The organism is Ktedonobacter racemifer DSM 44963 (assembly GCF_000178855.1).
In the GTDB taxonomy this organism is placed as follows: Bacteria; Chloroflexota; Ktedonobacteria; order Ktedonobacterales; family Ktedonobacteraceae; genus Ktedonobacter; species Ktedonobacter racemifer.
In genome coordinates this window covers 403647-428822 of sequence record NZ_ADVG01000001.1, presented here as the reverse complement: position 1 = coordinate 428822, position 25176 = coordinate 403647, and the positions used below count along the sequence as shown (strand labels likewise).

The window sequence follows — 25176 nt, the reverse complement described above, 5'->3', positions numbered from 1 at the left end:
ACCTTTCTTCTCGAACTCCCTCTCCAGGTCGATTGGAGCCAGGAACGCCATGTACGTGCGCACCTGGAAGGTGCTCGGTGCCTCTACAACGCTCTGCTTGCTGAAGCCATGAAGCGGCTCCGGTGCATGCGCAATGATCCTGCTTGGAACAAGGCGCGGGCTCTCCCACACTCGCACAAACAGAAACGCGCTCAGGCTTTTTCTGCCTTACGCACAAAATACCACTTCTCAGAATATGAGATGCACGAGTATGCCACGTCTGCCCGTGTCTCCTGGATCGCTGATCACATCGATAGCACAATGGCTCAGACTCTCGCTACACGCGCCTATCAAGCTGCGAATCGGGTCTGCGTAGGCAAGGCCAAACGGGTGCGGTTTCGTAGTAAAGGCAGAGGCATTGATAGCGTGGAGGGCAAACGCAACGACGCCGGCATGCGCTTCGTGCTGGACCCCAATGCGGGAGACGATGGCTTCCTGATCTGGAACCAAGAGGTCATTCCGGCGATCATCGACTGGCACGATCCCGTGATCCAGCATGGTATGCGCCACAAGATCAAATATGTCCGCCTGGTCCGCCGCAAGGCATCCTCGCCATCCGCTCAAGGGGCCGATCACGATGGCAACCGCTATGCGCGTCCAGCTCATCTTAGAGGGGCACGCACTCATCAAGAAAAAGCACGAGCAGACCGGAACCGACACGATTGGTCTGGATATCGGCCCCTCCAGCCTTGCCATTGTGCCGCGCGAGGGCAAAGCCGATCTGGTCACGTTCTGCGAGGAATTAACCCAGAACGCCCGAAAAAAGCGGCGCATCCAACGGAAAATGGATCGGCAACGCCGTGCCAACAATCCAGAAAACTACGATGAGCAAGGCCGGGTGAAGTCGGGCAAACGCCTGCGTTGGAAGGAGAGCAAGCGGTACCAGGCGACCAGGAGACAACACGCCAATACTGAGCGCAGACTCGCCGCACACCGCAAGAGTCTGCATGGCAATCTGGCTCATCGCATCGCTTCGGTGGGGAACACGATCACCATAGCGAAAACCTCGTTCAAAGGATGGCAGAAGCAGTATGGTCGGAGCATCGGACTTCGCGCACCAGGGATGTTTCTAGGGCATTTGACTCGCATAGTTGCAAAAACTGGCGGCACCCTGCACGAAGCCTCAGCCTACCAGACCAGACTCTCTCAGTACTGCCAGAAGTCGGGGCAGTATCACAAGAAGCCAAGATCAGAGCGCTGGCACCAATGTCCTTGCAGATTCGGGCCGGTGCAGCGTGATCTCTACTCGGCATTCTTGCTTTCCTACCTGGAACCGCAGCAAACGATCCCCTCTCTCACCCAGCCTGTCTGGGAAGGTGCGGAGCCGCGCCTGCAAGCCGTGATGGAGGAGCTTCAACAACGTGCAAATGAGGGGCAGCACTTGCCCCGAAGCATGGGCTTAGTGGCTCGACGCAAAAGCGGAGCTGCCCGTGCCGGAGCGCGTCGGCTGAAAAAGTCCTGCCTATCTCCACCAAGAGCCGGTTTCTCCTTCGGGAGAGGCCGGAAACGGTGGGTGAGGAACAGGAACCTCCGTGCATGTATGCCGGAGAGGCCTCAGTAGACACCTCTGGCCTTTTCTTCGAGCACAGAAGAAGGACACAAATCCTTGTTGGCTTTCGTGCTTTCCCCAAATGGGGACAGTTCCATACATTGGCGCACGATTGAAAAGGGATGAGCTTAACTGCTATGCAGGCCTAAAGAACAATCGATGAAGAAAACTTCTTGCTCTTGCTCTCTTCCTTCAGAGAGTGGATCTGATCCTTTCCGGGGAGGGCTGATCCCGCGCAGCACAGCGATCAGGTTCTTTCCAACTGCGGTTGAACCTGGATCTGTCGTAATGATTCGCCCAGCGACCAGACGGATGCCCCCAACAAAATGATATCCTTGAGCAGAAACTGCCCAAGGGTCCCCAGGATGGGAAAGCCGAGGGTGGGTTCCCAACCAGGTGTCGAAAACAAGAAGGTCAGCGTGGTCAGGAATAATCCTATCGCTAACACGCTTCCTATTGCCGAGGCTTTTGCGGAGAGTGGTCGCAACGCAATCAGAAGTGCGACCACAAGCTCCAGGACTCCCAATGCATTGGAAAAGGTCTGCACACTGAGGAAACGGTAGAACCAACTGAGCAATGGGCTCCTGGCGACGAGAAACGCCGTCGCCTTCGCTTCAAACGGAGTAAATTTCATCCCCCCAATCCAGAGCAAGACGAGAACAAGGCCATAGCGTGTGATCCATTGTCCCCAGGCTTCTATTCGCCGAGCAAGAGGCTCCATTGACGTGTTTCTCCTTTGTGATGAGTCGTTGAGATTGCCTTGGTTGACTCACTCATTTTTCTCTCTTTTCTCTGCCCAGTTCACGAGTCCTCTGCATCCTCTCACCTCATTTTGAGCGTTTAGACGAGTTACAATTGACTCTTTTTAGAGTAACATGAGTTTGTTGCGAGAGAACCAGAGAGAGTGGAAGATGTCGATTTGAAACCTCCTTGACACATCTTCAGCCTTGTTCAGATCAGCTTCTTGGTGGAACCTTGACTTGCAGAACTGAAGGAGGCTCCCGCAAGAAACCACGTCCGGAAAGCGGCCGTATTCATCATTCCTGTTGGTTGCCGGGGCTTCTACTCCTCACCCCAAGGTCCAGTGCCATGAATACGTTCAGCCGTAATGCGGGTAATATATCCCGGTGGCGTTCCCGAAGGCGCGTACGTCGTGCCTGGAGCGATATAGATCTGGGCCAGTCGGTTCAGCAATTCGGGGGCACCACCCTCAGTAATGCTGGCACGACCATTGATCACCAGATAATTATCCAGTCCCTTCGTTTTTCCGCCTGTCTCCATGGAGAGTGCGACTCGGGCATCGCGCTGAATATTCTTCAATTTTTGGTGGAGAGTCTTGTGCCCACAGACAATGTCATCACCATCCAGGCCCACCCAGACGACAGAGACGTGAGGACTGCCATCCTCGTTCAGGGTCACAAGATGGGCGGGATGACCCGCAGTCAATGCTTGTCGTACGTTCTCATTCAACCTCATTACGATCAGCTCCTTTCTTGCGTCGTTGATAGTATCAGTATAAAGACGTCTCGCAAGAACGCCTGCTCAGGCAGCACCATCTCTCTGGACTGAGCATTAAGTGGAAAGGAAGCGCTTGACAATATCTGCGGTATCATCAGGATTTTCTTCTGGGAAGAAGTGGCCCCCCTTCATTGCCTGTCCTTGTGCCTGTGGAGCCCATTGCCGCCAAATGCCGAGCGGACCTCCCTCTTTGGTATAGAACGTGTCGAGCGGGCCATCCTCTGCCCAGAGATGCAGCATCGGGCATGTGATGCTTTTCGATGCTTCCTTATCCTTGCGATCGTGTTCGACGTCGATCGTTGCAGCCGCTCGATATTCCTCGCAGATGCCGTGTACGCGCGCCGGATCGCGAAAGGTTGAAACATATTCGTCGAGAATCTCCTGGTCGAAGGAACCTTGGCCGAAGGGGTTATGAAAAACTGCCTCAGGAGCGCCGAGAAGATAGTTTTCCGGAAGCGGTTTCTTCTGCGACAGCAAAATCCAGGGCCAGTACGTTTGTGCAAAGCGCGTATCGCATCGGTTCCACGCTTCAAAAATCGGAATCACGTCGAGTACAGCAAGGCGCTCCACATGTTTCGGATGATCCAGGGCCATCCGATAGCTCACGCGTCCTCCACGATCATGGCCGATCACTAGGAAGGTTGGAAAACCAAGTTTGGACATCACATCAACCAATTCCTTTGCCATGGCACGCTTTGAATAAGGAAAATGATCATCCGTCGAAGCAGGTATACCGCTGCGTCCGTAGGCGCGCAAGTCGACGCAGATGACGGTATGATTCTCGGCAAGCTTTGGCGCAAGGAATCGCCACATCAGACTTGTTCGTGGAAAGCCATGTACCAGCAGAATCGCCGGGCCCTTTCCATAACGGCGCACGAAGACGGTGTTTCCTGCAATTTCGACCTCCAGGGTCGTGAAAGAACTTTGACCCGCTCCGCTGGCGTCAGGTTTCTTTGGATATTGTGTCTTATTTTTCATCATGTATTTTCCATTTCTAGCCAATGAGAAGACCACCCATCTCATTGGTGCAACACCGCGAGAGAAGGCCAACCATCAGGCTGTGCGCTCTGCTCAATAGCACGTTTCTTTGCTCCTTAAGAATCGAGCATTAGAAACAGGGCGTTGAGTCCTTCCGCCAGGGTGGGATGGGTGAAGATGCCGTCTCGTAAGGCAGTGTAGGGAAGCTTGCCCATCATGGCCACCTGGATGATGGTCATAATCTCACCCCCCTCTATGCTCAGAATGGCGCAGCCCAGGATCTGTTGGGTTTCGGCATCAACGATGGTTCATAAACCCGCGCGTCTCGCCAGTTTCCAGGGCGCGGGGCACAGCAGTCATGGGCAATTTCGCTATGCGGATGGTACGCCCCTGTTTTCTGGCCTCGGTTTCGGTCATGCCAACCCGTCCAAGCTGGGGATCGATGAAGGTGGTATGGGGAACCAGGCGATCCCGCGTGCTGGCGTAACTATGCTCCAGCAGATTGGTGCGCAGAATGCGGAAGTCATCGTACGAGGCGTGGGTGAACGCTGGCCCACCTCTCACATCTCCCATGGCGTAAAAACCAGGGATGTTCGTTTCCAGGTGCTCATTGACCTGGATGTAGCCCTCCTGGTTCAGGTGGATACCAGTTGCTTCGGGGGTGAGCGCTTCGATGTTGGGGATGCGACCGGCTGCCACCAGCAGATGCGAGCCGGTCAGCTGCTGTTCCCCTTGAGGCGTGCTCACGGTCACCTGCATGCGTCCATCGCCAAGCGGCTCCACCTGTTGCGGTGTGGTGCTGGTCAGGACCGAGATCCCCTCCTCGCGAAACAGCTTCGCGATTTCCTCAGAGACGTCCTCATCCTCATTCATCAGCAAGCGTGGACCGCGCTGAATGAGCGTGACCTGGCTGCCAAAGCGCCGAAACATTTGTCCGAACTCCAGCCCGATGTCGCCACCACCAATAATCAACAGGTGTTCGGGGAGCGTGTCCAGCTCCATGATGGTGGTGGAATTGAGCACAGGTACACGCTCGATGCCTTTGATCTCCAGTGGCTCTGGTCGGTCGCCGGTGTCGATCACCATCAGGGGCACGGTGATCTGCTGCGTCTCGCCGCCGTTAAGAGAGACCTCAAGCGTTTTGGGGGCGACAAAATGGGCCTCGCCTCTGAGCAGTTCCAGATCGAGCCCTTGCGCCGCGGTCAGACGGTTCTGGTAGCCGTTGCGCGCTCCCTCGACGATCTCTTGTGTGCGTTGGCAGACGGCCTTCATATCGACCGAAATCGGACCAATGTGGATGCCGTACTCAGCGCCACGCCTGGCCAGGTAGGCGAGGCGGGCGCTGGCGACCATCGTTTTGGTTGGGGTACAGCCCGTATTGACACAGACCCCGCCAATCGGGCCGCGCTCAATCAGTGCCACGTTCCAACCTGCCTTCGCCAGGGCGATGGGGAGAAATCTCTCGCCCTGACTGGTTCCGATCACGAGGGCATCATAGGTGGTGGCTTGTGGCATTTCAGGGTTCTCCTTCTGCTTCTCCTCAAAGGACCATGTGCTTTCTGCGAGCAAAATACATCCATCCAGAGTGGCATAGTATCTATAAAAACTATAGGAGGGCGAAAAAGGCCAACTGGTGGAAAGAAGAGAGAGCATCTCTCACAACACATCCTTTCAAGGAGGCGGGAACGCGCGCGGGGATGGTGTTGTTTGCCAGAGGAATGATCACCTTTTTGAACCGGCCTATGATGGAGAAGAAGGCGAGTGAGACAGACAGACGAAAGGAAAGAGGCATGCAGAAGTACTTCTGCTGGCAGCCGTGCTTCCTAATAGCAGCGCCCGTCGGCTGATCGCGGAGTTGATCCTGGCGACAAGCGGACCACTCGTGGCTCTCTCACCTCTGGGAAAGCTGAGCGGCGCTCATCTCAACCCAGCTCTTTCGCTCGCATTCTGGCTGCAGGGCAAGATGCATCCACACGATCTGGTTCGCTACCTTGGGAGCCAATTGCTCGGAGCAGTGCTCGGCGCGGGATTGGCTGTGCTGATCTGGAAGGAGTGGGCAGCACGCGTCCACAATGGCGTCACCGCTCCAGGGATGGGATATCCCATCTGGGGCGTCTTTCTCAGCGAGATGGGGCTTATCTGCCTGCTGGTGCTGGCCATTTTTCTCTTTCTCAGCAGCCATCGCCTGATGCGCTGGACCCCTTTGATGTCCTGGCTGCTGGTGGCATTCATCTACTGGCTGGTGGCGCCCATCTCTGGCTCCAGCCTCAATCCCGCTCGCAGCTTTGGCCCGGCGCTGGTCTCCTGGTTCTGGCGCGACCAGTGGGTATATGTTCTTGCCTCTCCCATCGGGGCGCTCCTGGCCGTTGGCCTCTTTCGATTGCTGAACGGTGGGGGCATCCACGATGTGCTGACGCCCAAGCTGTTCCACGACCCACGCTATCGATGCATCTTCAAACATATCAAAGCGCCCCAGGTAAATACCGATCAGGATGGGAAATTGCTCGTGCCGAGAGAGAAGAATTGAGCAACTACCAACTTCGCAGTATACGCGCTTTACCAAATGATATTTATCAAGATAACGGTTCTTCGACAGTGCACAGAGGCTCCTAAAGCATACTTCGTGTACTTTGTTGCCTCTGTCAAAAAGGAATCGAGATAACGTCAAAAACACGCTGACAGGCCTTCTGCTGTTTCAGACCTGTCCGATGACGAGCTGTTCTCGCGCAGCATCAACCACTTCTTTTGTCACCATGCGTATCTCGTTAATGTGAAGAATGCGTTCAATTTGGGTACACAGACGATGAATGAGACGGAAATTTCCTCCTGTGATCCGAATGACGGCTGCAACGGCCTCCATATCGCCAAAATCGTCTGGTTGTAAACGCACCAATCTGCTGCCACTTATGTTCCAGGATGAAACGGACTTCTTCTGTAGAAAGAGGTCTAGATAGGCTTGGGCTTCACTTTCCGTGGCTGCTGAATAGATCAGTTTCAAGTCGTCCGCCACTTCCTTGCGATGTTTGTAGGAGACATATTTGAGGGAATTGCGCACCATGTGCACCATGCAGATCTGGACACGCGTGTGCGGATAGAGCGTTTCTATGGCCTCGGGCAAGCCCATGAGTCCATCTACTCGCCAGGATAGTAGAATTGCTGAGCACGGAAGTTGCGGAAGTACCGATGTCTCGTGTCGTTCGAATAGTTTCAGGCGAAAGGCAAGTATTCCTGGAGGCCGTTATGAGCAATTGCTAGACTAGGAGTATGGAAAGAAAAGCATACCCCGGCGATGTAAGTGATGAAGAATGGAGCGGATGTCGGCTCCTTACCTGACCTTGATGGACGAAGAGGCACCTCAACGAGAGCATGACCTGCGTGAGGTGTTCAATGGCTTGCGCTGGATGGTGTGCACAGGAGCCCAATGGTGTATGACGCCTCGCGACTTGCCGCCCTGGGCTGCCGTCTACCAGCAAACGAGAGCGTTCGGCTCAGAAATGGGGTGTTTGAGGCCATTGTCAATGACCTGCGCCATCTTGCGCGCGGGCTCAGGGGCGTCAGCAAGAGCCCTCGGCGGCCATCTTTGATAGCCGAACGCTGCAATCGAGTCCGTGATCCGCGAATATCGGGCTGGCTATGATGGGGCCAAACGACGCAAGGGCAGGAAAGTTCACCTGGCGGTCGATGCGCTGGGTCATCTGCTGACATTGCATGTGACGCCTGCCGACGAGCAGGATCGTGCTCAGGTTGGCAAACTGGCTGCTGGCGTTCAAGATGTGACCAACCAGCATGTAGAACTGGCTTTTGTGGATCAAGGGTATACCGGTGAGGACCCCGCTCAGGCAGCCCAAGAGCATGGAATGTGCCTGGAGGTAGTCAAATTGCCAGTGACCAAGCGCGGCTTCGTGCTTTTGCCACTTTGATGGATAGTGGAGCGCAGCTTCGCCTGGATGACCCGTTTTCTTCGCCTGGCTCGCGATGATGAACGCTTGCCCGAGACGTTGGCTGGTCGCGCACTTGCTGGCGTTTACCGTTCTCATGCTTCATCGCTTTGCTCTCTTGATGACTCATTGCTCTTTCTCTTCATAACAGCCTCTAGCCTTTGTAGCGTACACGCTTTTCATAGCGCCGTTGGAGTGAAAGGTTACGCTCGATCCCCCCTTCAATATTGTCTGAAACAAAGGCCGGAACATCTTTGCCACGCGATTGCAATGCATTGACTATTTCGCTATTCAAAAGCTGAGCAACCAGGACACCTATCAACGACGAGGCCGAACAGATCTGCTCAGATGAAGGTAACGCCAGCAGCGTATCACCACAGCTCGTACAATTATCGATCACAATGTCAGCAAGTTCATAGAGCTTCTGACCGCCAGGATGGCGTGAAGGGGTCTCCCTTGTATGCTTCAGCGATGTGAGGACAATGAGCTGGTGCTGGCGCTGTTTTATCTGAAGAGCATATTCAACAACAGCGGCATTAACCCCCGATTGCGAGGCAATCAAAAAGACATCGTGCGGTTCGATCCGGTGGTAGGAGAGTAATGCAGCTCCCGCCGTCAGGTCACGCTCACATTCCAGGCTACGAACACGTTTCAATGACCAGTCACCATAAAGTGCGAGATCTTCAAAATCGATGCGATTAATCGGCGCGAGACCACCGGCACGATGGACCAGTTCGGCAGCGAAGGCGCGTGAGTGCCCTGATCCAAAGGTGTGAATGACGCCTCCATATTCAATGCATTCGGCACAGGCCTGCGCCGCTTGCTGAATGGCTTCGGTCTGTGTTGTGAGAAGTTCTTCCTGCATATGGAGGAGTTGTAGCCAGCACGCTTGTAGCGAAACCGGTTGATCGTGATGTTCGTTCATATTTTTCCTTCAACACACCATTCTCATGCTGATCGTTTAGAAGCCTGTAGTGACGACTCCCCACGCCTACAAGGCTGTCCCCTATACACATTTAACAATGGCAAATGGGAGCCAGCATCAGATGCGGGACGGGGAGCTTGAGCTTTCACATCTCTGTTTGTCAGCTCTTCTTTCCAAGACAGCTTCTTCAGCCACGTTGCCAAATCACTTTGTTAAATGTGTATAAGAGACAGGGTTTTACGGCGCGGTTTGATAAAGGAGACCTCTTTCGCTTTTTCCCTTCACTCTAGCAGGTCAGCTTCCTTTTTTGCAACACAACCCTTTTATGACGCGGCGGTCGGCTCCTGCATACCTTCCTGCATATAGGCCCTGGACATATGACGGGTATTGTGGGCAAAGCCGATATTGCCACGGCGATCGACTATGATCAGGCCGCCGGTTCCGCTGGCCCTGGCGCCCAGCACGTTGATCGCAGCCTCGGCTGCCTCCTGAGCATTCATACCACCAGCTACAAAATCACTGGCACGTTTGGCGATGAGCAGACGGATGAAATCCTCACCATCGCCGGTGCAGGAGACGGCGGCATCTTCGTCGGCGTAGTAGCCGCAGCCGACCAGCGGTGAATCGCCGACGCGTCCGGGATATTTGTTGAAGATGCCACCAGTTGAGGTGGCGGCGGCTAAATGCCCCTGGCTGTCGATGGCGACCGCGCCGACCGTGCCATGCTTCTCTCCTTCCTGGAGCTTGCCCTCGTCGAGCGCCTTACGTGCCGCTTTCCAGCGTTCGTGCTGGTACTCGGTGAGCAGGTCTTTTAGCTCACACAGAGAGATGCCCCTTTCCTGCGCAAATTGTTGTGCCCCTTTGCCGACCAGCAATACATGCGGGCTTTCCAGCACCTGGCGCGCCAGCGAAATGGGATTTTTGATCAGCTCGATGCCCGCGATTGACCCAACCTGCAAGGTGTGCCCTTCCATCATGCCGGCGTCCATTTCGATCTTGCCGCCCAGGGAGAGGTAGGAACCGGTGCCCGCGTCGTAGAGCGGGTTATCTTCCAGAGATCTCACAGCGGCTTCGACGGCTGCGAGCGCGGTCCCGCCGCTCTGTAGCACGTTCCAGCCGATGGCGGAGGCTTCTTTGCAGCCCTTGCGCGCGCCCTCTATTCTTTCGGGAGCAATAGTTCCTGCTCCTCCGTGAACAATGATCGCGATAGACATAAATAATGTATGTACTCCTGATGTTTGATATGGTTGGGTCCATTGTATCATGCAACCTGGCTGTATTGCTAAACGGGGCGCGCCGCCCGCATGAAGCCGGCCACCTCTTGCGGGTGGCTGGCTTCATGCGGGACATGAGCGAGATGTATCACCAGAATTTGCCAATGTTCATAGTTCGACTTTGTACATTTTGGGGAAAGGTAGTGGTACTGAAGCTCCCCGCGCTAAAGCGACGGGGTTCCAGGGGTTCGGCCCACGCTTCCCGTCCTTCTCGCTTCAGCAAGAAAGCTGGCTCTAGTGGTGGTCCCCCTGAACTTTCGGGCAGACGCGCTCTCGCACGAGTCAAACCCATGCTTCGGGGCAAGGTCTGCCCCTCTTTCGCGCGTTGTGTGAGACGCTCGTGTGCTGCCCGCAGGCGCGCTTCCGCACCTTCCCAATACCCCTGGTATCGGGCACACGAGGGAATGGGGTCTGCTGGATCAAGGTAGGCAGCCAGAAACGCCGAATACAGGTCGCGTTGCACGGGACCCACGCCACACTCGCACTGATGCCAACGCTGCGAAAGCGGCTTCTTGAGCTTCTTGCCACAGCCATGACACCACTGGCTCAGCGCGGTGGTGCGTGTGGGGACTTCTACCAGGATGCCGCCCGTACTCTCAACGGTGCGCCTCAACAGTTCCACAAACATCCCTGGCGCTCGCAGTCCCACGCTCTTGCCAAACTGCCTCTGCCATGCCTTATAGGAAATCTTTTCGATGATGATGGTGGTGCCCAGTTTCACTACCTGATGCACTTTGTGCCCATGCAGGCTCTTGCGATGTGCTACGAGTTTGCGCTCTTTGCTCGCCTTGCGTTGCCGGGTGGCCTGGTAGCGCTTACTCTGCTTCCAGTGCAGCTTTTTCTTGCCTTGTTTTTTGATGCGCCCCTTCTCGTCGTAGTGCTCGGGATTAGCCGCCCTTCGTTGCCGATCCATCTGCCGTTGCAAGCGACGAATGGCTTTAGCATCAGGCGCCAGTTGTGCACAGAACACCTCCAGGCTTGCCTCTCCTTGCTGGGGAAAGAGGGCCAGGGTGGAGGGACCAAGGTCACCGCCAACAATACTCGTGCCAACCGTGTGCTTTTTCTTCTGGTGGGGCTTGCCCTCCAGTGCGAGTTGCACGACATAGCGATAGCCCTCTTCATCAGCGCCCGCCGCTCTGGGGCTGCTGGCAGGACGCTGGATGAGGCGGGCAAACTTGATGCGGTGCCTGAGCCCATGGGTCACCACTTCATCCTTCCAATCGATGAGGGCGGGCAGGCGGTCTCCGTTCCAGAGCAGATTCCCCGCGTTTCCCTCCTCGGGTGGTTGCAGGACGAAGCGCAGGCTGGTATTGTTGCGCTTATTCTCGAGACTGGAGAAGCCGCGTCCTCGGCTCTTGAAACGCACGCGTTTCGCTTTGCCCAGGCAGACGCGATTGAGGGCACGATAGGCGCGAGTGGCCAGGGTTTGGGCCAGCACAGCCTCGATGTGCGCGGCAATCCAGCCCACGCGCAGCCCCTTGATGGCTTCATGCAGGGCGGCTTCGGAGAAGCCATACGTTTTGCGCAAGGCGGAGAAGGCTGCCGCTCGTTCCGCTTTGTGGGTGCGAGGAAGGGCGCGGGCCTCTTGCCAGGCAGGGTCAGACCGCATACGACGCAGGCGCTGTTGTCCTTGGGAGAGGATGGCGTTGTAGAGCTGACGAGCGGCTTCCAGATGGGAGCGCAGGCGGGCGGCTTGCCCTGGATCGACGGCCAGGGGCAGTTCCAGCAGAAAGGTGGGGGTCGCAGGTCGCTTCTCCTGCTGTTCCTTCTTCTTGCGTTGTCCCTGACACTTCTTCGGCATTGTGGCCCCTTCTTCGAACACACACGTGATCTCGATCCACTGACGTCTATTGTACCAGAGGAACGGGAAGAACGCTAGTTCTAGGTATCTGACCCTGCTCTCTTTCCTCTCATCCAGCAGAGGCGGCGGTGTAAGCAATTGACTTGTGAGTGCAATGGCCTGTGCGGTTCCGAGTTGTCGATAAATACGGGTTGTCTCGAAGAGTGGCCAGAGTTGTTGTGTGAATATGGAGAAGAATGGATGCTGTTTATCTTGCCAGACGAGTTCATAGATGCCATTAGTATTTGCCCGCACAGAGATAATACCAGCCCAGGTGAGTTCCTCCTCCTTTGTCGTAATGAGTGACGTATGATGAGCAAGTTGCTGCAGTGCTTTATAAATGACGATCCCTTGCTCTTCCTGGCGATATCTGCGTGAGGGAGGTAGGATTTCAATAAAGGAGAAGCGGCGTTTCAGTGCCTCACTGAGCTGGTTGAGATAGTTGCGGTCGAAGCTATTGAGGGTTCCAATGATGCGGAAATCTTTAGGTAGTGGTAGTCGCACTCTTCCACCATCAACTGGCACTTGTAATGCTTCTCCATTGCTCAATGCCCGGCTTCGTCGCGCACAGCCAGAGCGAGATATGCGCTGGCTGCATGGTCTCGTTGACCACCGCCAATACGTGTTCACTTAACTCCTGCACATCAACTTCGTTGTGCAAGGTGGAGGCAAAGGCCGCCAGGGTCTTCTGCGCGTCATATTTGCGCCGGTAGAAGCGCCGGTCGATGACGTTCTGAACCCGGTGACGTAAGGGTTGGAAAATAGCAGCAATCACCAGGGTGGAAAGCACAATGCTTACTGGTTGCGAGGTTTGCCTGGCGATGAGCCCGACTAGGCTTTCCAGGCCGATCGTCAGGCCAACGTAGAGCGTCACCAGGATACTGGTGAGCAGACCGTAGACCAGGGTGCGATTGATGATGAGATCAATATCGAAAAGCCGGTCGCGCAGAATAGCAATGCCGAGAAAGATGGGGATCAACATCAACGCCAGGCAGGCGCTGCCACCACCCAGCAGGTTCCCCGCGACTTGCGAATTGAGCACAGTTGGCGGCAGGACAAAGACGAGCAAGCGAGAGAGGATAAAGCACAGGATCGCCAGGACAAAGCCGAAGACCACCCACTTGGTCTGCTGACGCTCTCTGAACGTCGAGACCCGGCGATAACGGTAAACCTGCGCGATGACCGCCGTGAGAAGGAAGGGAATCACCAGAAATCCCAGCGGGCCAGCAGTCAGCGCGGGAAAAAAGAACATCACAAACCAGTAAGGCACACAGAGCAGAGTGAACCAGCCCGTCCAGCGCGGCACGAAGCGCCCGGAAGGAAACAGAAAGAAGAAGGCGAGAAAGCTTACCTGACCGAGCAGGAAGGGCACAAAGATGACCAGGTTCCAGGCCAGCGAGGCTCCGGAGACATTTGACGGAAAACCGTCGACAACTCCTCCAAAGGTGAGCAGTGTCAGCGAGCCAAAGAAGGCCATGCGATCACCGGAACGTCGCCAGAACAGCAGCGCGGCCATCGCCAGGTAGCATATGATGCACATACCATTCATCCCAACAACCAGCGTCAGATAGAGCGTTTGGGAGAGGCCAAGGGTGTGCAACTCTCCGCTGATTTCTGGCGTGAGGAACGTTGATGCGATGACAGCAGGCACAGACAGCACATTGAGCACGACAATCGCCAGAGCCAGGATTACCCAGAAGAGCCGTGCAGCGAGCAGCCAGCGCCCTTGCAGGAGCGTATCGGAGCGCAGATGTGCGGAAGTCGCCTTGCGTTTCATTCTCATTTGGTTCATCTCTCTTTTCTTCCTCGGAAGATCACTTTCCCAGGCCAGCATCCTTCGCGCGCAGAATCGCCTGGGCGCGATCAGCTACCTGGAGCTTACTGATGACATTGGAAACGTAGTTGCGCACACTTTTGGGACTGACGACCAGGCGCTCAGCAATCTCGGCATTTTTGCACCCCTGGGCCAGCAATGCGAGTATCTCGCGTTCTCGCTGGCTCAGCTCGGGAAAGACCGGCGCGAGATGTGCTGGTTGCAACGTCGAGAAATAGCTGACCAGTTTGGTCGCAATCGCCGGGCTGAAGATGGCGTCGCCGTTGCCCACAGCTCGTATCGCTCGTACCATGTCTTCATGCCGGACTCCTTTGAGCAGATAGCCACGTGCCCCCGCTCGCATCGCGGCGAACACCAGGTGATCATCCTCGAACATGGTCACTACCAGGACGCGAATCTGGGGACTGTTCTTCATAATCTGGTGTGTTGCGTCCACTCCACCCATGCCAGGCATATGCACATCCATGAGCACCACATCGGGCTGCATCTCGGCTGAAAGGCGGATCGCCTCTTCACCAGTCGTTGCTTCTCCCACATATTCCATGTCAGATTGAGCATCCAGGAGCGCACGCACACCATCACGAAAGAACTGATGATCGTCCACAATGAGAACCGTTAAAGCGTCCATCTCTTTGCTCCTTTACCCACGTGCGCTTGTCTCGGCACTGCTCTCTCCCAGTGGGAGATGCGCGAGAATCGCTGTTCCACAAGGCTGGTTTTTTTTCAAGGTGAATGAGCCTCCCAATTCCTCTGCCCGTTCGCGCATTGAGATAAGGCCTACGCCGGTTGATTGCGTTTCCTCAAAGCCTGCGCCGTCATCCTGTACCTCAATTTGGAGGGTCGTATCTACCAGGAGACGCACCTGGCATGTGTGCGCGTGGGCATGACGAATGACATTCGTTACGGCTTCCTGCACAATCCGATAGGCTGCGACTTCTACGGCGGCAGGGAGCAGAGGTAGTGAGGAGGGGATTTTCACCATGATTTTGAGTGCCTGCGCTTCACCCCCGAGCCTGGCTGCATACTCGCGGACGGCTCCAGAGAGCCCGAACTCGTCAAGCGCTGGAGGTCGAAGATTATAGACCAGGCGCCGAATATCTGCGATGACCAGTTCAATTTCTGACTCAAGCTGGTTCAGCAAAGCATCGGTCGCGGCCGGATCGCGTTGGTAGAGCGTACGCACCAGCCCTACTTTCAGCATGACCGCACTCAGTAGTGGCCCCAGGCCATCGTGCAGGTCGCGCCTCAACCTGCGCCGCTCTTCTTCTCGTGCCGTTACCAGGTGCTCCCGTGAGCGCTGCAAGGCTTTGGTCAAGGTCTGCAAATCACTGGTTAGGCGTACCGTGTGGACGGCAATCCCGATCTGATGGGCCAGATCATCTAAGAGGCGCACATCGGCGGGTGTAAGATTATCATCGTATCCACGAGGCGCGATAAGCAGCGTTCCCACCGGCTCGCGCTGGTACGCCAGGGGCAGCCGCAGAGTTTCTCGCGCTGGAGGAGAGCCAGAGGAGGCAACCAGCATCGCTGCGGCCCCTTCCTTCACTTCAATGGCAGCGTACGAGAGCTTGAGTGCCTCCTTTATCGTCGTCACGATCGTAGGCAGGACGGCATCAGAGTCCAGGGTCGTCTCCAAGCGCTGTCCAAGCCCAGCCAACACCACGTACGGCTCATCGCGTAGGCCATAGAGCAGTCGGTTAGCGCTCCGCTGAAGCCAGTTGCGCAGCGGTTGAAACAACACAGCTATCAGGCCAGTAGCGAGAAGCTCGATAAGCAGGTTCCCACTGGTACGAAAGAGCGCGCCTAGATAGCCAACCACCAGCACATAGAAGCCAACAACGCACGCTGTTAGCGTTCCATAGACCAGGGTGCGATTGATGATGAGATCAATATCGAAAAGTTGGTCACGCAGGATAGCAATGCCAATAAAGATCGGGATGAGCATCAAGGCCAGATAGACGCTCCCACCGCCCAAGAGGGTCGCTGCCACCTGTGAACGTTGCAAAGCTGGCGGCAAAACGAAAAACAGGAAGCGAGAGAGAATAAAAAGCAGAATGGCAGCTACAAAACCGAAGACTACCCATTTTGTCTGTTGGCGCTCTTTGGATGGAGACACTGAGCGATAACGGTAGACCTGAGCAATGACTGCTGTGATCCCAAAAACAAACATCAAGGCACTGGGCGGGCCAGACATTACCTCTGGTAAGAAGAATGACGCGGTCCAATACAAGAGATTGAGCAGAGCAAACCAGCGAGTCCAGCGCGGAACAAAGCGCCCGGAAGGAAAGAGATAGAAGAACGTGAGGAAGGTAGACTGGCCAAGTAAGAAGAGGGGAAAAACCGCTAGATTCCAGGCGAGAGGCGCAGACGACACCTGTGGCAAGAAACCGCTTGCAGCGCTCCCAAAAGTCAGCAACATTAGCGAGCAAAAGAATGCCATACGATCATCGGAACGCTGCCAGAAAAGCAGCACAGCCATAGCCAGGTAGAGGAGCAAACAGAGACCATTCATGCCAACGCCCAGGATCAGATAGAGAGGCAGCGAGAAATGGAGTTCGTGCAATTCGCGTATGATTTCTGGCGGAAGAAACGACGCCATGGCTGCGGGAAAAGACAGGATGTTGAGGACAACAACTGCCAGCGCCAGCACTAGCCAGCAGAACCGTGCTATCAGGAGTTGATGCCCTTGCAAATGGGTATCAGGATGACGATGCGCCCCTATGGTTGTCGTCTCTCTCTCTGCGAGGTTCATCGCTGCGTGCCTCCTGCTCTATGCCGTTAAATTTCAGTATATCATCATTTAGCGCTACTATTTTATGTGAAAAGAGACATTCGTACAAGAAAAGCATCCTGGTTTTACCTCTGAAGGCTCCTTCTACTCTATTCTGTAAAGGAGGGCATATTTTTATTCATAGATATTCTTGCTGTGCGTGGGCCATCAAGCCCACGCACAGCAAGAATTCCATACTTAGGAGCGAGCTTCCACTCCAACACTGACAGGTGTAGATTGCGCAGTTGTACTACTTCCTGACGCAAGCAGGAAGTAGCCGAAACCAGCCAACGCTATGTACGTGAGGACGGGAGCAAGATTCCCCAACGCATGTGGGAAGAAGGGCAAAAAACTCAGAAAGGCCGCGACCAGGGTGGCAATGAGCAGCCAGGAAGGCCAGCGAGGGAAAATTCTGGCGCGCAATGTGGCAATAACAAACAAGAGGCTCCCAAGAATCTGTGTGACCAGGCTTAAGAAGAAGAACGGGTCCATAGCAGGCGGCGCACTGGTGGCAAGTGCCTGGATCGCGGGATTCGTGCTTCCAGCCAGGAACGACTGAATAGTAATCGACGTGAAGGGAATCAGAACGCATGACATAAGCGTCACATATGCAAGACTCAGAAAGCCTAACAGCCCCAGGATCCCCGCTTGTTTTGCCTGGCGAGTGTATACCCCTGGCAGCCCAAGCAGAACAAGCAACCCACCAATAAACCCAATGATGCTACTGATCAAAAACAGGGGACTGGTCAACGCTTTCACATCCGTGTCACTGCTAAACGCCTGAGTCACATAGTAGACGACCGAAAGAATGCTGCCGCTGAGCAAGGCAATGCCGCTCAGACGGTACGAGGTGCTTGATGACATGAGATCTTTCCTCCTTCAAGAGATAGCTCAAAAACGCGATGGAGGTTGAGGCTTGCGTGATCTGCGCCCCACCGCTCCTGCCTGTAACTGTAGCAGGTGAGTTGCCCCAAGGTCGTCTGGCAATGTCCTCAAAAATGTCCCAACTTTTTCGGGACACTTTTTGGGATGCTCCAGGTGTGTTTGTTGAAGAAAATGTGAAGGTGGGTACCCACTTGCATGAGAAAGATGCAGCAGATCTCGAAAACGGCCCAACCTGTTGGAAAAGTCATCTATGGATGAGCATATCCCACAATCGCCCTGTCTTCTACGCTCAAAATTTGCGTGTCATATGTAAAATGATGAGATTACTTGGACTTTTTCAACAGGCTGGGCCGTTTTCGAGATAACTGAGTGGCACCGAAATCGGCCGATGGTAAGACAAAGCAGAGGGCGATGAAACGTATTCCTCCCAGCTAAGGAAAGAACCACGAGAAGGTCCGCAAGAAAATTCCCGGTCTCATTGGGAATCTGTCCCCATGACAACGGGAAAGCTCACCAGTTATGTTCTCGAGAGAAAGGCAGGGATACATGAAACAGCTCATTTCTGCCGGTTCTCTACACGCTCTCTACCCAATACGTCGACACGTGTCTTTAAGGAGGTTTTCCATCATGTCTTCTCGAACCTTGTCTCGCCTGAGTGGTATCGGCTTGCTCATTGGTGGCTTACTCGCTGCTGTTGGTGCCGCTCCTGAGTTCTTCACTGGTGATGATGATGATCCTACCAACACCATCGCAGCCATGGCGGCTCTCCTGCGTGTTCTTGGCGCACTCGTAATTGTTGTCGGGTTGCCAAGCATGTATAGCCGACAAGCTCAGCGAGCTGGTCTGCTGGGGCTTCTCGGTTTCCTGGCAACCGCTTTCTACATTCTCATTCTGGGAGTGGCTGGTGATGCCATCAATGCCTTGTCTACGGTCTACTGACGCTGAGCATTATCAGCCTGTACGCGCTCATCGTAGGAACGCTGGGGGCAGTGCTTCAAGCGCAGGGGAACTTCTTTATTGCCCTGCTAGCTGCTGGTCTGATCGCGGTGCTCTTTCAGCCCTTGCGTGCTTTCCTGCAACGTGGCGTGAATCGCTTGCTCTATGGTCAGCGTGACGAACCTTACCTGGTGATTGCGCGTCTTTCTCAGCGGCTGAAGGAGACGCTTGAGCCCGATGCGGTCCTCTCGACCATTGTCGAAACGGTGGCCCAGGCGCTCAAGCTCCCCTATGCGGCTATTTTGTGGAAACAGGAGGAGACTCTTGAGTTGGCAGCCAGCTATGGCTAGCCTGTGGGAGAGCTCCTGACACTGCCGCTTGCCTACCAGGAGCAAACCCTCGGCCAGTTCCAGCTCGCTCCGCGCTCTCCTGGCGAAGCCTTCACACCTGCAGATATGCGCCTGCTCGATGAACTGGCGCGGCAGGCGGGTCTCGCTGCGCACGCCGTCCGGCTGGCGACCGATCTTCAAAAGGCACGTGAGCGTCTGGTACTGGCACGGGAAGAGGAACGCCGTCGCTTGCGGCGCGATCTACATGACGGCGTTGGCCCAACGCTTGCCAGCCTATCCCAGCGTATCGATACGGCCAGTCACCTAGTCCTGCATGATCCCGATGCCGCTATTGTGCTACTGGATACCCTCAAGGCGCAGGTCAAAGCAACCATTGCAGATATTCGCCGCGTCGTCTATGCGCTACGGCCACCTGTGCTGGATGAACTGGGCTTAGTCTCAGCCATCAGCGAACACGTGATGCAACTCCAGGGGACAAATGGCCTGCACGTCTCTCTAGAAGTGCCCACTGCTCTATCGGATATATCGGAACTTTCTGCTGCTGTGGAGGTTGCGGCCTATCGCATCGCCCTGGAGGCGCTCACCAACGTCGTGCATCATGCACACGCCCAACACTGCCTCCTGCGACTAGGACTGGCAGCCGAGCGCTTCCTGTACCTTTCGATCAGCGATGATGGTCGCGGCCTGCTCGAGGATAACCGTGCTGGCGTCGGTATCACCTCCATGCGTGAACGGGTCGCGGAACTGGGAGGTGAGTTCACGTTGACAACAATACAAGGCCGGGGTACCTATGTCCAGGTGCGGCTACCCCTGAAATCGGCCCCTGAAATCATAGGAACATCTCCTGGTTGAGAAAGGGAAGGAAACAAACCAGATGGAGCTCATTCGCCTGCTGATTGCCGATGATCATGCCTTCTACCGTGAGGGAGTGCGGACCATGTTGCGCGATCTCCCAGACATGGAAGTGATTGGGGAGGCCGCGAGCGGCAATGAGACCGAGTCCTTGGCAGAGGCTCTCCAGCCGGACGTGATCCTCATGGATATCAAAATGCCCGGGATAAACGGTATAGAGGCTACACGCCGCATTCTGCATACCAGCCCACACATGAAGGTCTTAGTCGTCACGATGTTTGAAGACGACGACTCGGTCTTCGCTGCCATGCGCGCTGGCGCTCGTGGATACCTGCTCAAGGACGCGGACCAGGATGAGCTGTTGCGGGCAGTCAAAGCAGTCTCCCGGGGTGAGGCTATCTTCAGCCCCGCCATCGCGCAGCGCATGATCCATTACTTCTCCGCTCTCCCACAGACCGCGTCTGCCATCGCCTTTCCCGACCTCACTGAACGTGAGCGGGAGATTCTTCTCCTGATTGCACAGGGCGAGAGTAACGCAGCCATCGCCAAACACTTTACCCTCAGCCTCAAGACTGTACAGAACCACGTCTCCAATATCTTCAGCAAACTCCAGGTGGCCGACCGGGCCCAGGCGATTGTGCGAGCCCGCGATGCTGGCCTCAAATAGGAGAGACAACATTTTGGAGTTCCACGAGAATGCCGAGAGGAAACCTGGAATTGTGTTCAAGTGTAAATTCTTCTGGAACTCCTGGATAGCAAGAGCTTTTTGTAGTCTCATCCTCAGTTCCATGCCGGGTGGTGCGGTTGCGACGCATGGTTTCTTTGGGAATTCCATGGGTGGAATCAGGATACATCGGTGAGTGACCTGCTCTCTTGTCTCCGGGAAGACCCACTCACCGATGTATCAAAATTTTCGCTATGCTGGTAAAATGATTTTTTGGGAGTCTCTCTTGCCTATGTCCCCCAACCAGCTTCTCGAGCGCGGATAATAGCCTGGGCGCGCGTGGCAACCTGGAGTTTGCTGAAGATATTAGAGACGTGATTGCGCACGGTTTTGGGGCTGAGCGCGAGGCGCTCGGTGATCTCGCTGTTGGTAAGGTGCTGAGCAATCAAGGCGAGGATCTCTTGTTCGCGTTCGGTCAGTTCAGGGAAAGCCTGGGCAGGGGGCGCGGGCAGGGGTGCGGAAGGTTTGAGCGTGGCAAAGTAGGACATCAGGCGTTTGGCGATGGTAGGCCCGAAGATAGCCTCTCCCTGGCTCACGCCGCGAATGGCGCGCAGGATTTCGGCCTTGAGCGCGCCTTTGAGAAGGTAGCCACGCGCGCCAGCCTGCAGAGCGGCGAAAACGGAGTCATCGTCTTCAAACATAGTCAGCACGAGGATGCTGATGTGCGGGCTAGAAGCAAGGATGGAGTGTGTTGCCTCGATGCCGTTGCCATCGGGCATATGCAGGTCCATCAAAATAACGTCAGGCTGCAGGTCTGCAGCCCTGGCAATGGCCTCTCTGCCTGTAGCGGCCTCGCCAACGGTTTCGATGTCGCCTTCTGAGCGCAAGAGCGCGCGCAACCCTTCGCGAAAGGGTGCGTGATTATCGGCAATCAGTACGCGAATTGGCTCCATAGCTCGATTACTCCTGCTGTTTTGTTCCAAGTGGCAGAACCACGTCCACACAGGTTCCGCCCGATGGCACGTTCTCTACGCTGCAAGAGCCGCCCAGCTCAGCAGCTCGCTCGCGCATAGAGCGGATGCCTACGCCCAGCGAGGGCTCGGCGGGCAGGCCGCGCCCATCGTCCCTGATCGCCAGGTTGAGCGCGTCGTCACAGTCCAGCTGGATCAGGCACGAGCGAGCGCCCGCATGGCGCATGACGTTGGTGAGCGCTTCCTGAATAATCCGATAGGCCGCGACCTCGACCGCGGCTGAAAGCTCCGGCAGGCGTGAAGGCGCGTCGATAGTCACACGCAGGCCGGTATACTCGTAGTGCATGATCTGAGCGCGCACTGCGGCGATCAGGCCAAGGTCATCGAGAGCCGGCGGGCGCAGATCATAGACCAGGCGGCGGATATCGCTAATGGCCGTCTGGGCCTGGTTGACCAGGCTTTCCAGCAGGAATACGGCCTGGTCAGGTTCCGTTGAGAGGGCATCGCGGGCCGCTTCGGCCTGGAGCGTGATCGTGGCGAGGGCGGGACCAAGTCCATAGTGCAGATCGCGGCGTAGGCGACGGCGTTCCTCTTCACGAGCCATCACAAGTTGCGTGCGAGATTGCTGTAAATCGCCGGTCAGGAGCTGGAGGTCGGTGGTGAGGCGAATGGCGTGCGCGGCGATGCCCGCCTGGCGCGCCAGGTCATTCAACAACTGGCGATCAGCGGTTGAGAATGGTTCGGCCGATCCACGAGGCGCGAGAGTGAGTTCGCCAATCTGCTCACTCTGGTAGGTAAGCGACAGAGAAAGAGGCTTCTCTCTCAGTTCGCCATAGGACGCTGTGGTCAAGAGTTCGCTCCCCTCTTTCAAGGCGATCGCGACATAGGGCAACTTGAGCGCCTGGGCAACTGTCTCCACAATTGTTGGCAGAACAGTTTCGGGGCCAGCGCCGCTTCCAGGCGGCTTCCCAGGCGCGAAATAACCTTGTACGGATCGTTGCGTTCCCCATACAGCAGGCGATTGACGACCTGCTGGAGACGTTCGCGCAGCGGCTGAAAGAGGACTGCGACCAAGCCGGTCGCCAGCAGCGAGATAAGCAGGTTGCCGCTGGCTTGCAGCAATGTGCCAAGCCCGACAACGACCAGGACATAGAGGGCGACCACGCAGGTAGTGAGTGCGCCATAGACCAGTGCGCGATTGATAATAACATCGATGTCCCACAGGCGCGAACGCAGCATGGCAACGCCGATGGAGAGCGGGATAAGTGAGAGAAAGACGTAGAGCAGGCTACCCCCAATCAGGTCGGGAATGATCGGCAGCGGGATCACCGATGCCACGATCATCAACGAGAGAAAGCCCAGCAGGGCCAGGGAGAGGCCAAAGACGACCCACTTCGTTTGCCGGCGCTGCTCAAAGGTGGAGACGCGCCGATAGCGATGCACCTGGGTAACGACCATGCTCAGGAGTAGGCAAAGAAAGATCACGAAGTCGGGGCTGGAATTCGTGGTGATCATACCCATAACCAGATTTTTGACGGCCCAGTACAGCATCCAGACCAGTGCGAGCCAGCGTACCCAACGCGGAGCAAATGCTCCGCTGGGAAATAGATAGAAAAAGAGGCCGATGCAACAATTGCCGAAGAAGGCCATCACAAGGGCCAGGACATAGAGAAACAGAGAGGCCGAGGGATCTGGATTGAAGTCGCGAAAGACCGAACCAAAGGTCACCAGCATCAAGGAACCTAAGAGCGCCATCCAGTCGTCGGCTTTGAGCCAGAAGATTATCACGCCGGTTGTAACATAGACCACCTCAAGGAAAATCGAGAGTCCGACACCCAGAGTGCCATAAAAATCGAGAGAGAGGCCCAGGTGTGCGAGCTGGCGCGCCTGGTTCACCGTGAGACCGCCGCTGCATTCGGCGGCGGAGGGGCAGACGATATGGGCGGCGGCGAAAGCGCCCGGGATGCTCGCGATAAAAGTGATCAGCGCCGCAGCAACCAGGAGCAGCCAGAGGATTCTGGCAACCAGGAGCGGCCTGCCCTGCAAATGTGATATCGTTGTGCCAGGCTGCCGGGAAGGCAGGCCCTGGCTCAATGATGGTTGAGGCATATTTATCCTCTTACGCTCGCTGGTAAAACGGCAGCACTGGCCGGGGCATCGGCCTGCTTCGGCCACAGACCGATGGTCAGCCAGATCAGTCCGATCAAGACGATCACTGTGCCCAGATCACCGATGGGGCCCTGGAAGAAGCCACCGGCGAAACTGACCAGGGCGCCGATGATGAGCGCCAGGCCAGACCAGCGAGGTGAGGTGGCGGAGCGCAGAATGGCGATGCCCAGCAGGACGCCGCCTATGAGCAACATCAGGCCGTCAATCGTAAAGAAGATGAACAGTGGGGCCGGAGGCGGGCCGCTCACGAGCGACGGGTCTTTGACAGCCAGGTAGGGAAAGACAAAGGCGAAGATGGGCTCCGTGGCCAGGGCCATGAGGAAAAAGAGCGACGTGCAAACAGATCCGATCAGCCCCAGAACCCCAGTTCTCTGGTTGCCTCCAAGAGAGACGCCGGGCAGGCCCAGCACTACCAGCATCGCGCCAATCAGGCGGATCAGGGCAGTGGCAACGCTGAGCGTATCAGCCGGGCTGGAGTCTACAAAAAAGCCCGGCACAATGCCGACGATCACGATAACGCTGCCAGCGAGCAGGCTCAGCCCGCTCAAACGCTTTAAAGGAGTTGATAACATGGGTGATAGCCTCCTTGCAGGTTTTTCCTGCTTCCCATTGGTATGTAGGCACGCAGCAGGGCGTGCCTGCGAGAGCCGCGCCGGGTACAAAAGCCGGTGCTACATTCACAAGTGAAACGTTTTTCATATCGCTACTTCAATGGTACTGGAGAGGCTATTGCCCTGTCATGGGACAACGACCCAATTCTTGCGGGCTATTTGTCCTATGGAGAACACCCAAGCGGGATAAATGTCCCAACGAGAGGTAGAGGTAAGCCCAGGATACGTGTAAAAATCTATCATAAAGCAATTCCTGAGTGTTGAATGTCAATTGAATAGTACTCGTGGTGGTGATTACTGTTGCCGCTAGCTTCTCCTTGCTTCCCAATGCTTGGTCGAGGCCACCTCATCAGGGACTTTACCGTCATCGGACAGGTGGTTGCACCTCACGCGAGACTTGAGCCTTCTCTTCACGAGCTCTCTGGATGAGGAGGCGGATAAAGTCATGCTTGGCAGCAGTATAGCTGGTCCGATCTGAACCGAACCTGGCCGCCAGCTCCTTCTTGAGAGCTGCGTAAGCTTGCCTGGCCTCAGCGTGCGTCTGCAAATAGTCGCGGAAGAGGAGGTGGAACTCGTACTGCTCGTTGCTGCGCTCCATCAGATGAATGTGAAAGTCGCGCTCGAAACCTTGGGGCGGCTTGCGGAAGAAGTGACGGCCAGCAATGCCTCCCTCGCCCTGATAGCTGTACCCAAGGCGCTCGAGTGGGAAGATACAGTACGGCACCACAGAGAGATTAGGGACAACAATGAGCATATCAATAATGGGCTTAGCTGCCAGGCCAGCAACGGACGTGCTGCCGATGTGGTGGATCTCTTCAACAAACTCACCAATCCCGCCTTGCAGGCGTTGCCTCTCTTCTACGAACTTCGCAGACCAGGTCGGATTGTAATCGTTTACAACGATGGTAGACAAAATCGTCCTCCTACGGTATTGGTTCTTTCAAGCGTATCTCATCTCCCATAACCATCCGCGTCTGGGGCACTTTTTCAGCTCGTCAATGGTTGAGTTGCTCACTTTTCGGGGCAAGTGCTAACCTTTGAGGGCAAAAGGTGCTCACTTTTCGGTTCTGCCC

22 protein-coding genes and 3 pseudogenes are annotated in these 25176 nt (G+C 55.8%); 7 read left to right on the top strand and 18 right to left on the bottom strand.

Going from position 1 to position 25176, the window contains the following annotated elements; all coding sequences use genetic code 11:
* Positions 1-228: 228 nt before the first annotated feature.
* Positions 229-645, bottom strand: coding sequence for a hypothetical protein (locus KRAC_RS79200; RefSeq protein ID WP_040441756.1), 417 nt, complete (start codon positions 643-645; stop codon positions 229-231).
* Here KRAC_RS79200 and KRAC_RS79195 point away from each other — a divergent pair.
* Entirely contained in the window at positions 617-1600 is a 984-nt protein-coding gene (locus tag KRAC_RS79195; protein WP_420795774.1) for a hypothetical protein, read from the top strand. The genes KRAC_RS79200 and KRAC_RS79195 overlap by 29 nt on opposite strands.
* A 235-nt stretch (positions 1601-1835) precedes the next feature.
* On the opposite strand, the gene KRAC_RS01990 is transcribed toward KRAC_RS79195, so the two are convergent.
* From KRAC_RS01990 to KRAC_RS01975, 4 genes and pseudogenes are all read right to left on the bottom strand, one after another.
* On the bottom strand, positions 1836-2309 hold the full coding sequence (locus KRAC_RS01990; RefSeq protein WP_007904095.1) for a YkgB family protein: 474 nt from the start codon (positions 2307-2309) through the stop codon (positions 1836-1838).
* A 341-nt stretch (positions 2310-2650) separates the two neighbouring features.
* Positions 2651-3064: a PPOX class F420-dependent oxidoreductase gene (locus KRAC_RS01985; RefSeq protein WP_007904094.1), complete on the bottom strand. Its 414-nt coding sequence runs from the start codon at positions 3062-3064 to the stop codon at positions 2651-2653.
* Between the two features lie 96 nt (positions 3065-3160).
* Positions 3161-4084, bottom strand: a complete 924-nt coding sequence (locus tag KRAC_RS01980) for an alpha/beta fold hydrolase (RefSeq protein WP_157506508.1) — start codon at positions 4082-4084, stop codon at positions 3161-3163.
* 116 nt (positions 4085-4200) lie between these two features.
* Positions 4201-5599 (bottom strand): annotated as a pseudogene (locus KRAC_RS01975) (mercuric reductase).
* A gap of 301 nt (positions 5600-5900) precedes the next feature.
* Between KRAC_RS01975 and KRAC_RS01965 the strand changes: the two are divergent.
* Positions 5901-6611 (top strand): MIP/aquaporin family protein, encoded by a 711-nt coding sequence (locus KRAC_RS01965; RefSeq protein ID WP_007904089.1) that lies wholly within the window; start codon positions 5901-5903, stop codon positions 6609-6611.
* A 419-nt stretch (positions 6612-7030) separates the two neighbouring features.
* On the opposite strand, the pseudogene KRAC_RS79190 reads toward KRAC_RS01965, so the two are convergent.
* Positions 7031-7220: pseudogene (locus KRAC_RS79190) on the bottom strand (transposase); the annotation flags it as partial.
* A gap of 128 nt (positions 7221-7348) precedes the next feature.
* On the opposite strand from KRAC_RS79190, the pseudogene KRAC_RS68855 reads away from it, so the two are divergent.
* Positions 7349-8170, top strand: a pseudogene (locus KRAC_RS68855) (IS5 family transposase).
* 6 nt (positions 8171-8176) lie between these two features.
* On the opposite strand, the gene KRAC_RS01950 reads toward KRAC_RS68855, so the two are convergent.
* The 7 genes from KRAC_RS01950 to KRAC_RS01920 all read right to left on the bottom strand — a co-directional run bounded on the left by KRAC_RS01950 (position 8177) and on the right by KRAC_RS01920 (position 17529).
* The gene (locus tag KRAC_RS01950; RefSeq protein ID WP_007904088.1) at positions 8177-8947 is read right to left on the bottom strand and encodes a sugar isomerase domain-containing protein; all 771 of its coding nucleotides are present in this window, start codon (positions 8945-8947) and stop codon (positions 8177-8179) included.
* 323 nt (positions 8948-9270) lie between these two features.
* Entirely contained in the window at positions 9271-10212 is a 942-nt protein-coding gene (locus tag KRAC_RS01945; protein WP_244421929.1) for an isoaspartyl peptidase/L-asparaginase family protein, read from the bottom strand.
* Between the two features lie 97 nt (positions 10213-10309).
* Positions 10310-12022 (bottom strand): transposase, encoded by a 1713-nt coding sequence (locus tag KRAC_RS01940; RefSeq protein ID WP_338010110.1) that lies wholly within the window; start codon positions 12020-12022, stop codon positions 10310-10312.
* Positions 12023-12575: 553 nt separating this feature from the next.
* Positions 12576-13853, bottom strand: a complete 1278-nt coding sequence (locus KRAC_RS01935; protein ID WP_007904082.1) for a hypothetical protein — start codon at positions 13851-13853, stop codon at positions 12576-12578.
* A 22-nt stretch (positions 13854-13875) separates the two neighbouring features.
* Entirely contained in the window at positions 13876-14523 is a 648-nt protein-coding gene (locus tag KRAC_RS01930; protein ID WP_007904081.1) for a response regulator, read from the bottom strand.
* Between the two features lie 12 nt (positions 14524-14535).
* Positions 14536-16647, bottom strand: a complete 2112-nt coding sequence (locus KRAC_RS60540) for a histidine kinase (RefSeq protein ID WP_007904080.1) — start codon at positions 16645-16647, stop codon at positions 14536-14538.
* Positions 16648-16863: 216 nt separating this feature from the next.
* A complete protein-coding gene (locus tag KRAC_RS01920) occupies positions 16864-17529 on the bottom strand; it encodes a hypothetical protein (protein ID WP_007904078.1) in 666 nt (221 codons plus the stop codon).
* A 648-nt stretch (positions 17530-18177) separates the two neighbouring features.
* On the opposite strand from KRAC_RS01920, the gene KRAC_RS01910 reads away from it, so the two are divergent.
* From KRAC_RS01910 to KRAC_RS01900, 4 genes are read left to right on the top strand one after another with little or no spacing between them, the layout of a single operon-like run.
* Positions 18178-18489, top strand: a complete 312-nt coding sequence (locus KRAC_RS01910; protein ID WP_007904073.1) for a hypothetical protein — start codon at positions 18178-18180, stop codon at positions 18487-18489.
* Positions 18490-18539: 50 nt separating this feature from the next.
* The gene (locus tag KRAC_RS60535) at positions 18540-18836 is read left to right on the top strand and encodes a hypothetical protein (protein WP_052567868.1); all 297 of its coding nucleotides are present in this window, start codon (positions 18540-18542) and stop codon (positions 18834-18836) included.
* Between the two features lie 3 nt (positions 18837-18839).
* Entirely contained in the window at positions 18840-19688 is an 849-nt protein-coding gene (locus KRAC_RS01905) for a GAF domain-containing sensor histidine kinase (RefSeq protein WP_052567866.1), read from the top strand.
* A 22-nt stretch (positions 19689-19710) separates the two neighbouring features.
* Positions 19711-20355, top strand: coding sequence for a response regulator (locus KRAC_RS01900; RefSeq protein WP_007904071.1), 645 nt, complete (start codon positions 19711-19713; stop codon positions 20353-20355).
* 287 nt (positions 20356-20642) lie between these two features.
* Here the strand turns inward: KRAC_RS01900 and KRAC_RS01890 are convergent, their stop codons facing one another.
* The 5 genes from KRAC_RS01890 to KRAC_RS01875 form a co-directional block, all read right to left on the bottom strand.
* Positions 20643-21305: a response regulator transcription factor gene (locus tag KRAC_RS01890; RefSeq protein ID WP_007904068.1), complete on the bottom strand. Its 663-nt coding sequence runs from the start codon at positions 21303-21305 to the stop codon at positions 20643-20645.
* Between the two features lie 7 nt (positions 21306-21312).
* Complete coding sequence (locus tag KRAC_RS60530; protein WP_157506262.1) at positions 21313-22173, bottom strand: sensor histidine kinase; 861 nt, start codon at positions 22171-22173, stop codon at positions 21313-21315.
* Between the two features lie 17 nt (positions 22174-22190).
* On the bottom strand, positions 22191-23432 hold the full coding sequence (locus KRAC_RS60525; protein ID WP_052567861.1) for a hypothetical protein: 1242 nt from the start codon (positions 23430-23432) through the stop codon (positions 22191-22193).
* A gap of 2 nt (positions 23433-23434) precedes the next feature.
* Positions 23435-24064, bottom strand: a complete 630-nt coding sequence (locus tag KRAC_RS01880) for a hypothetical protein (RefSeq protein ID WP_007904067.1) — start codon at positions 24062-24064, stop codon at positions 23435-23437.
* Positions 24065-24467: 403 nt separating this feature from the next.
* Positions 24468-25016 carry a GrpB family protein gene (locus KRAC_RS01875; RefSeq protein WP_007904066.1) on the bottom strand — a complete coding sequence of 183 codons (549 nt, stop codon included), beginning with the start codon at positions 25014-25016 and terminating at the stop codon, positions 24468-24470.
* Positions 25017-25176: the final 160 nt, after the last annotated feature.

Bases quoted from the DNA above. Each gene is read 5' to 3' on its own strand.
- KRAC_RS01935 (WP_007904082.1), bottom strand. From the start codon at position 13,853: ATGAACCAAATGAGAATGAAACGCAAGGCGACTTCCGCACATCTGCGC.
- KRAC_RS79200 (WP_040441756.1), bottom strand. From the start codon at position 645: ATGAGCTGGACGCGCATAGCGGTTGCCATCGTGATCGGCCCCTTGAGC.
- KRAC_RS01940 (WP_338010110.1), bottom strand. From the start codon at position 12,022: ATGCCGAAGAAGTGTCAGGGACAACGCAAGAAGAAGGAACAGCAGGAG.
- KRAC_RS01880 (WP_007904067.1), bottom strand. From the start codon at position 24,064: ATGTTATCAACTCCTTTAAAGCGTTTGAGCGGGCTGAGCCTGCTCGCT.
- KRAC_RS01930 (WP_007904081.1), bottom strand. From the start codon at position 14,523: ATGGACGCTTTAACGGTTCTCATTGTGGACGATCATCAGTTCTTTCGT.
- KRAC_RS60525 (WP_052567861.1), bottom strand. From the start codon at position 23,432: ATGCCTCAACCATCATTGAGCCAGGGCCTGCCTTCCCGGCAGCCTGGC.
- KRAC_RS01980 (WP_157506508.1), bottom strand. From the start codon at position 4,084: ATGAAAAATAAGACACAATATCCAAAGAAACCTGACGCCAGCGGAGCG.
- KRAC_RS79195 (WP_420795774.1), top strand. From the start codon at position 617: ATGGCAACCGCTATGCGCGTCCAGCTCATCTTAGAGGGGCACGCACTC.
- KRAC_RS01990 (WP_007904095.1), bottom strand. From the start codon at position 2,309: ATGGAGCCTCTTGCTCGGCGAATAGAAGCCTGGGGACAATGGATCACA.
- KRAC_RS01890 (WP_007904068.1), bottom strand. From the start codon at position 21,305: ATGGAGCCAATTCGCGTACTGATTGCCGATAATCACGCACCCTTTCGC.
- KRAC_RS01900 (WP_007904071.1), top strand. From the start codon at position 19,711: ATGGAGCTCATTCGCCTGCTGATTGCCGATGATCATGCCTTCTACCGT.
- KRAC_RS01910 (WP_007904073.1), top strand. From the start codon at position 18,178: ATGTCTTCTCGAACCTTGTCTCGCCTGAGTGGTATCGGCTTGCTCATT.
- KRAC_RS01950 (WP_007904088.1), bottom strand. From the start codon at position 8,947: ATGAACGAACATCACGATCAACCGGTTTCGCTACAAGCGTGCTGGCTA.
- KRAC_RS60540 (WP_007904080.1), bottom strand. From the start codon at position 16,647: ATGAACCTCGCAGAGAGAGAGACGACAACCATAGGGGCGCATCGTCAT.
- KRAC_RS01985 (WP_007904094.1), bottom strand. From the start codon at position 3,064: ATGAGGTTGAATGAGAACGTACGACAAGCATTGACTGCGGGTCATCCC.
- KRAC_RS01920 (WP_007904078.1), bottom strand. From the start codon at position 17,529: ATGTCATCAAGCACCTCGTACCGTCTGAGCGGCATTGCCTTGCTCAGC.
- KRAC_RS01945 (WP_244421929.1), bottom strand. From the start codon at position 10,212: ATGATACAATGGACCCAACCATATCAAACATCAGGAGTACATACATTA.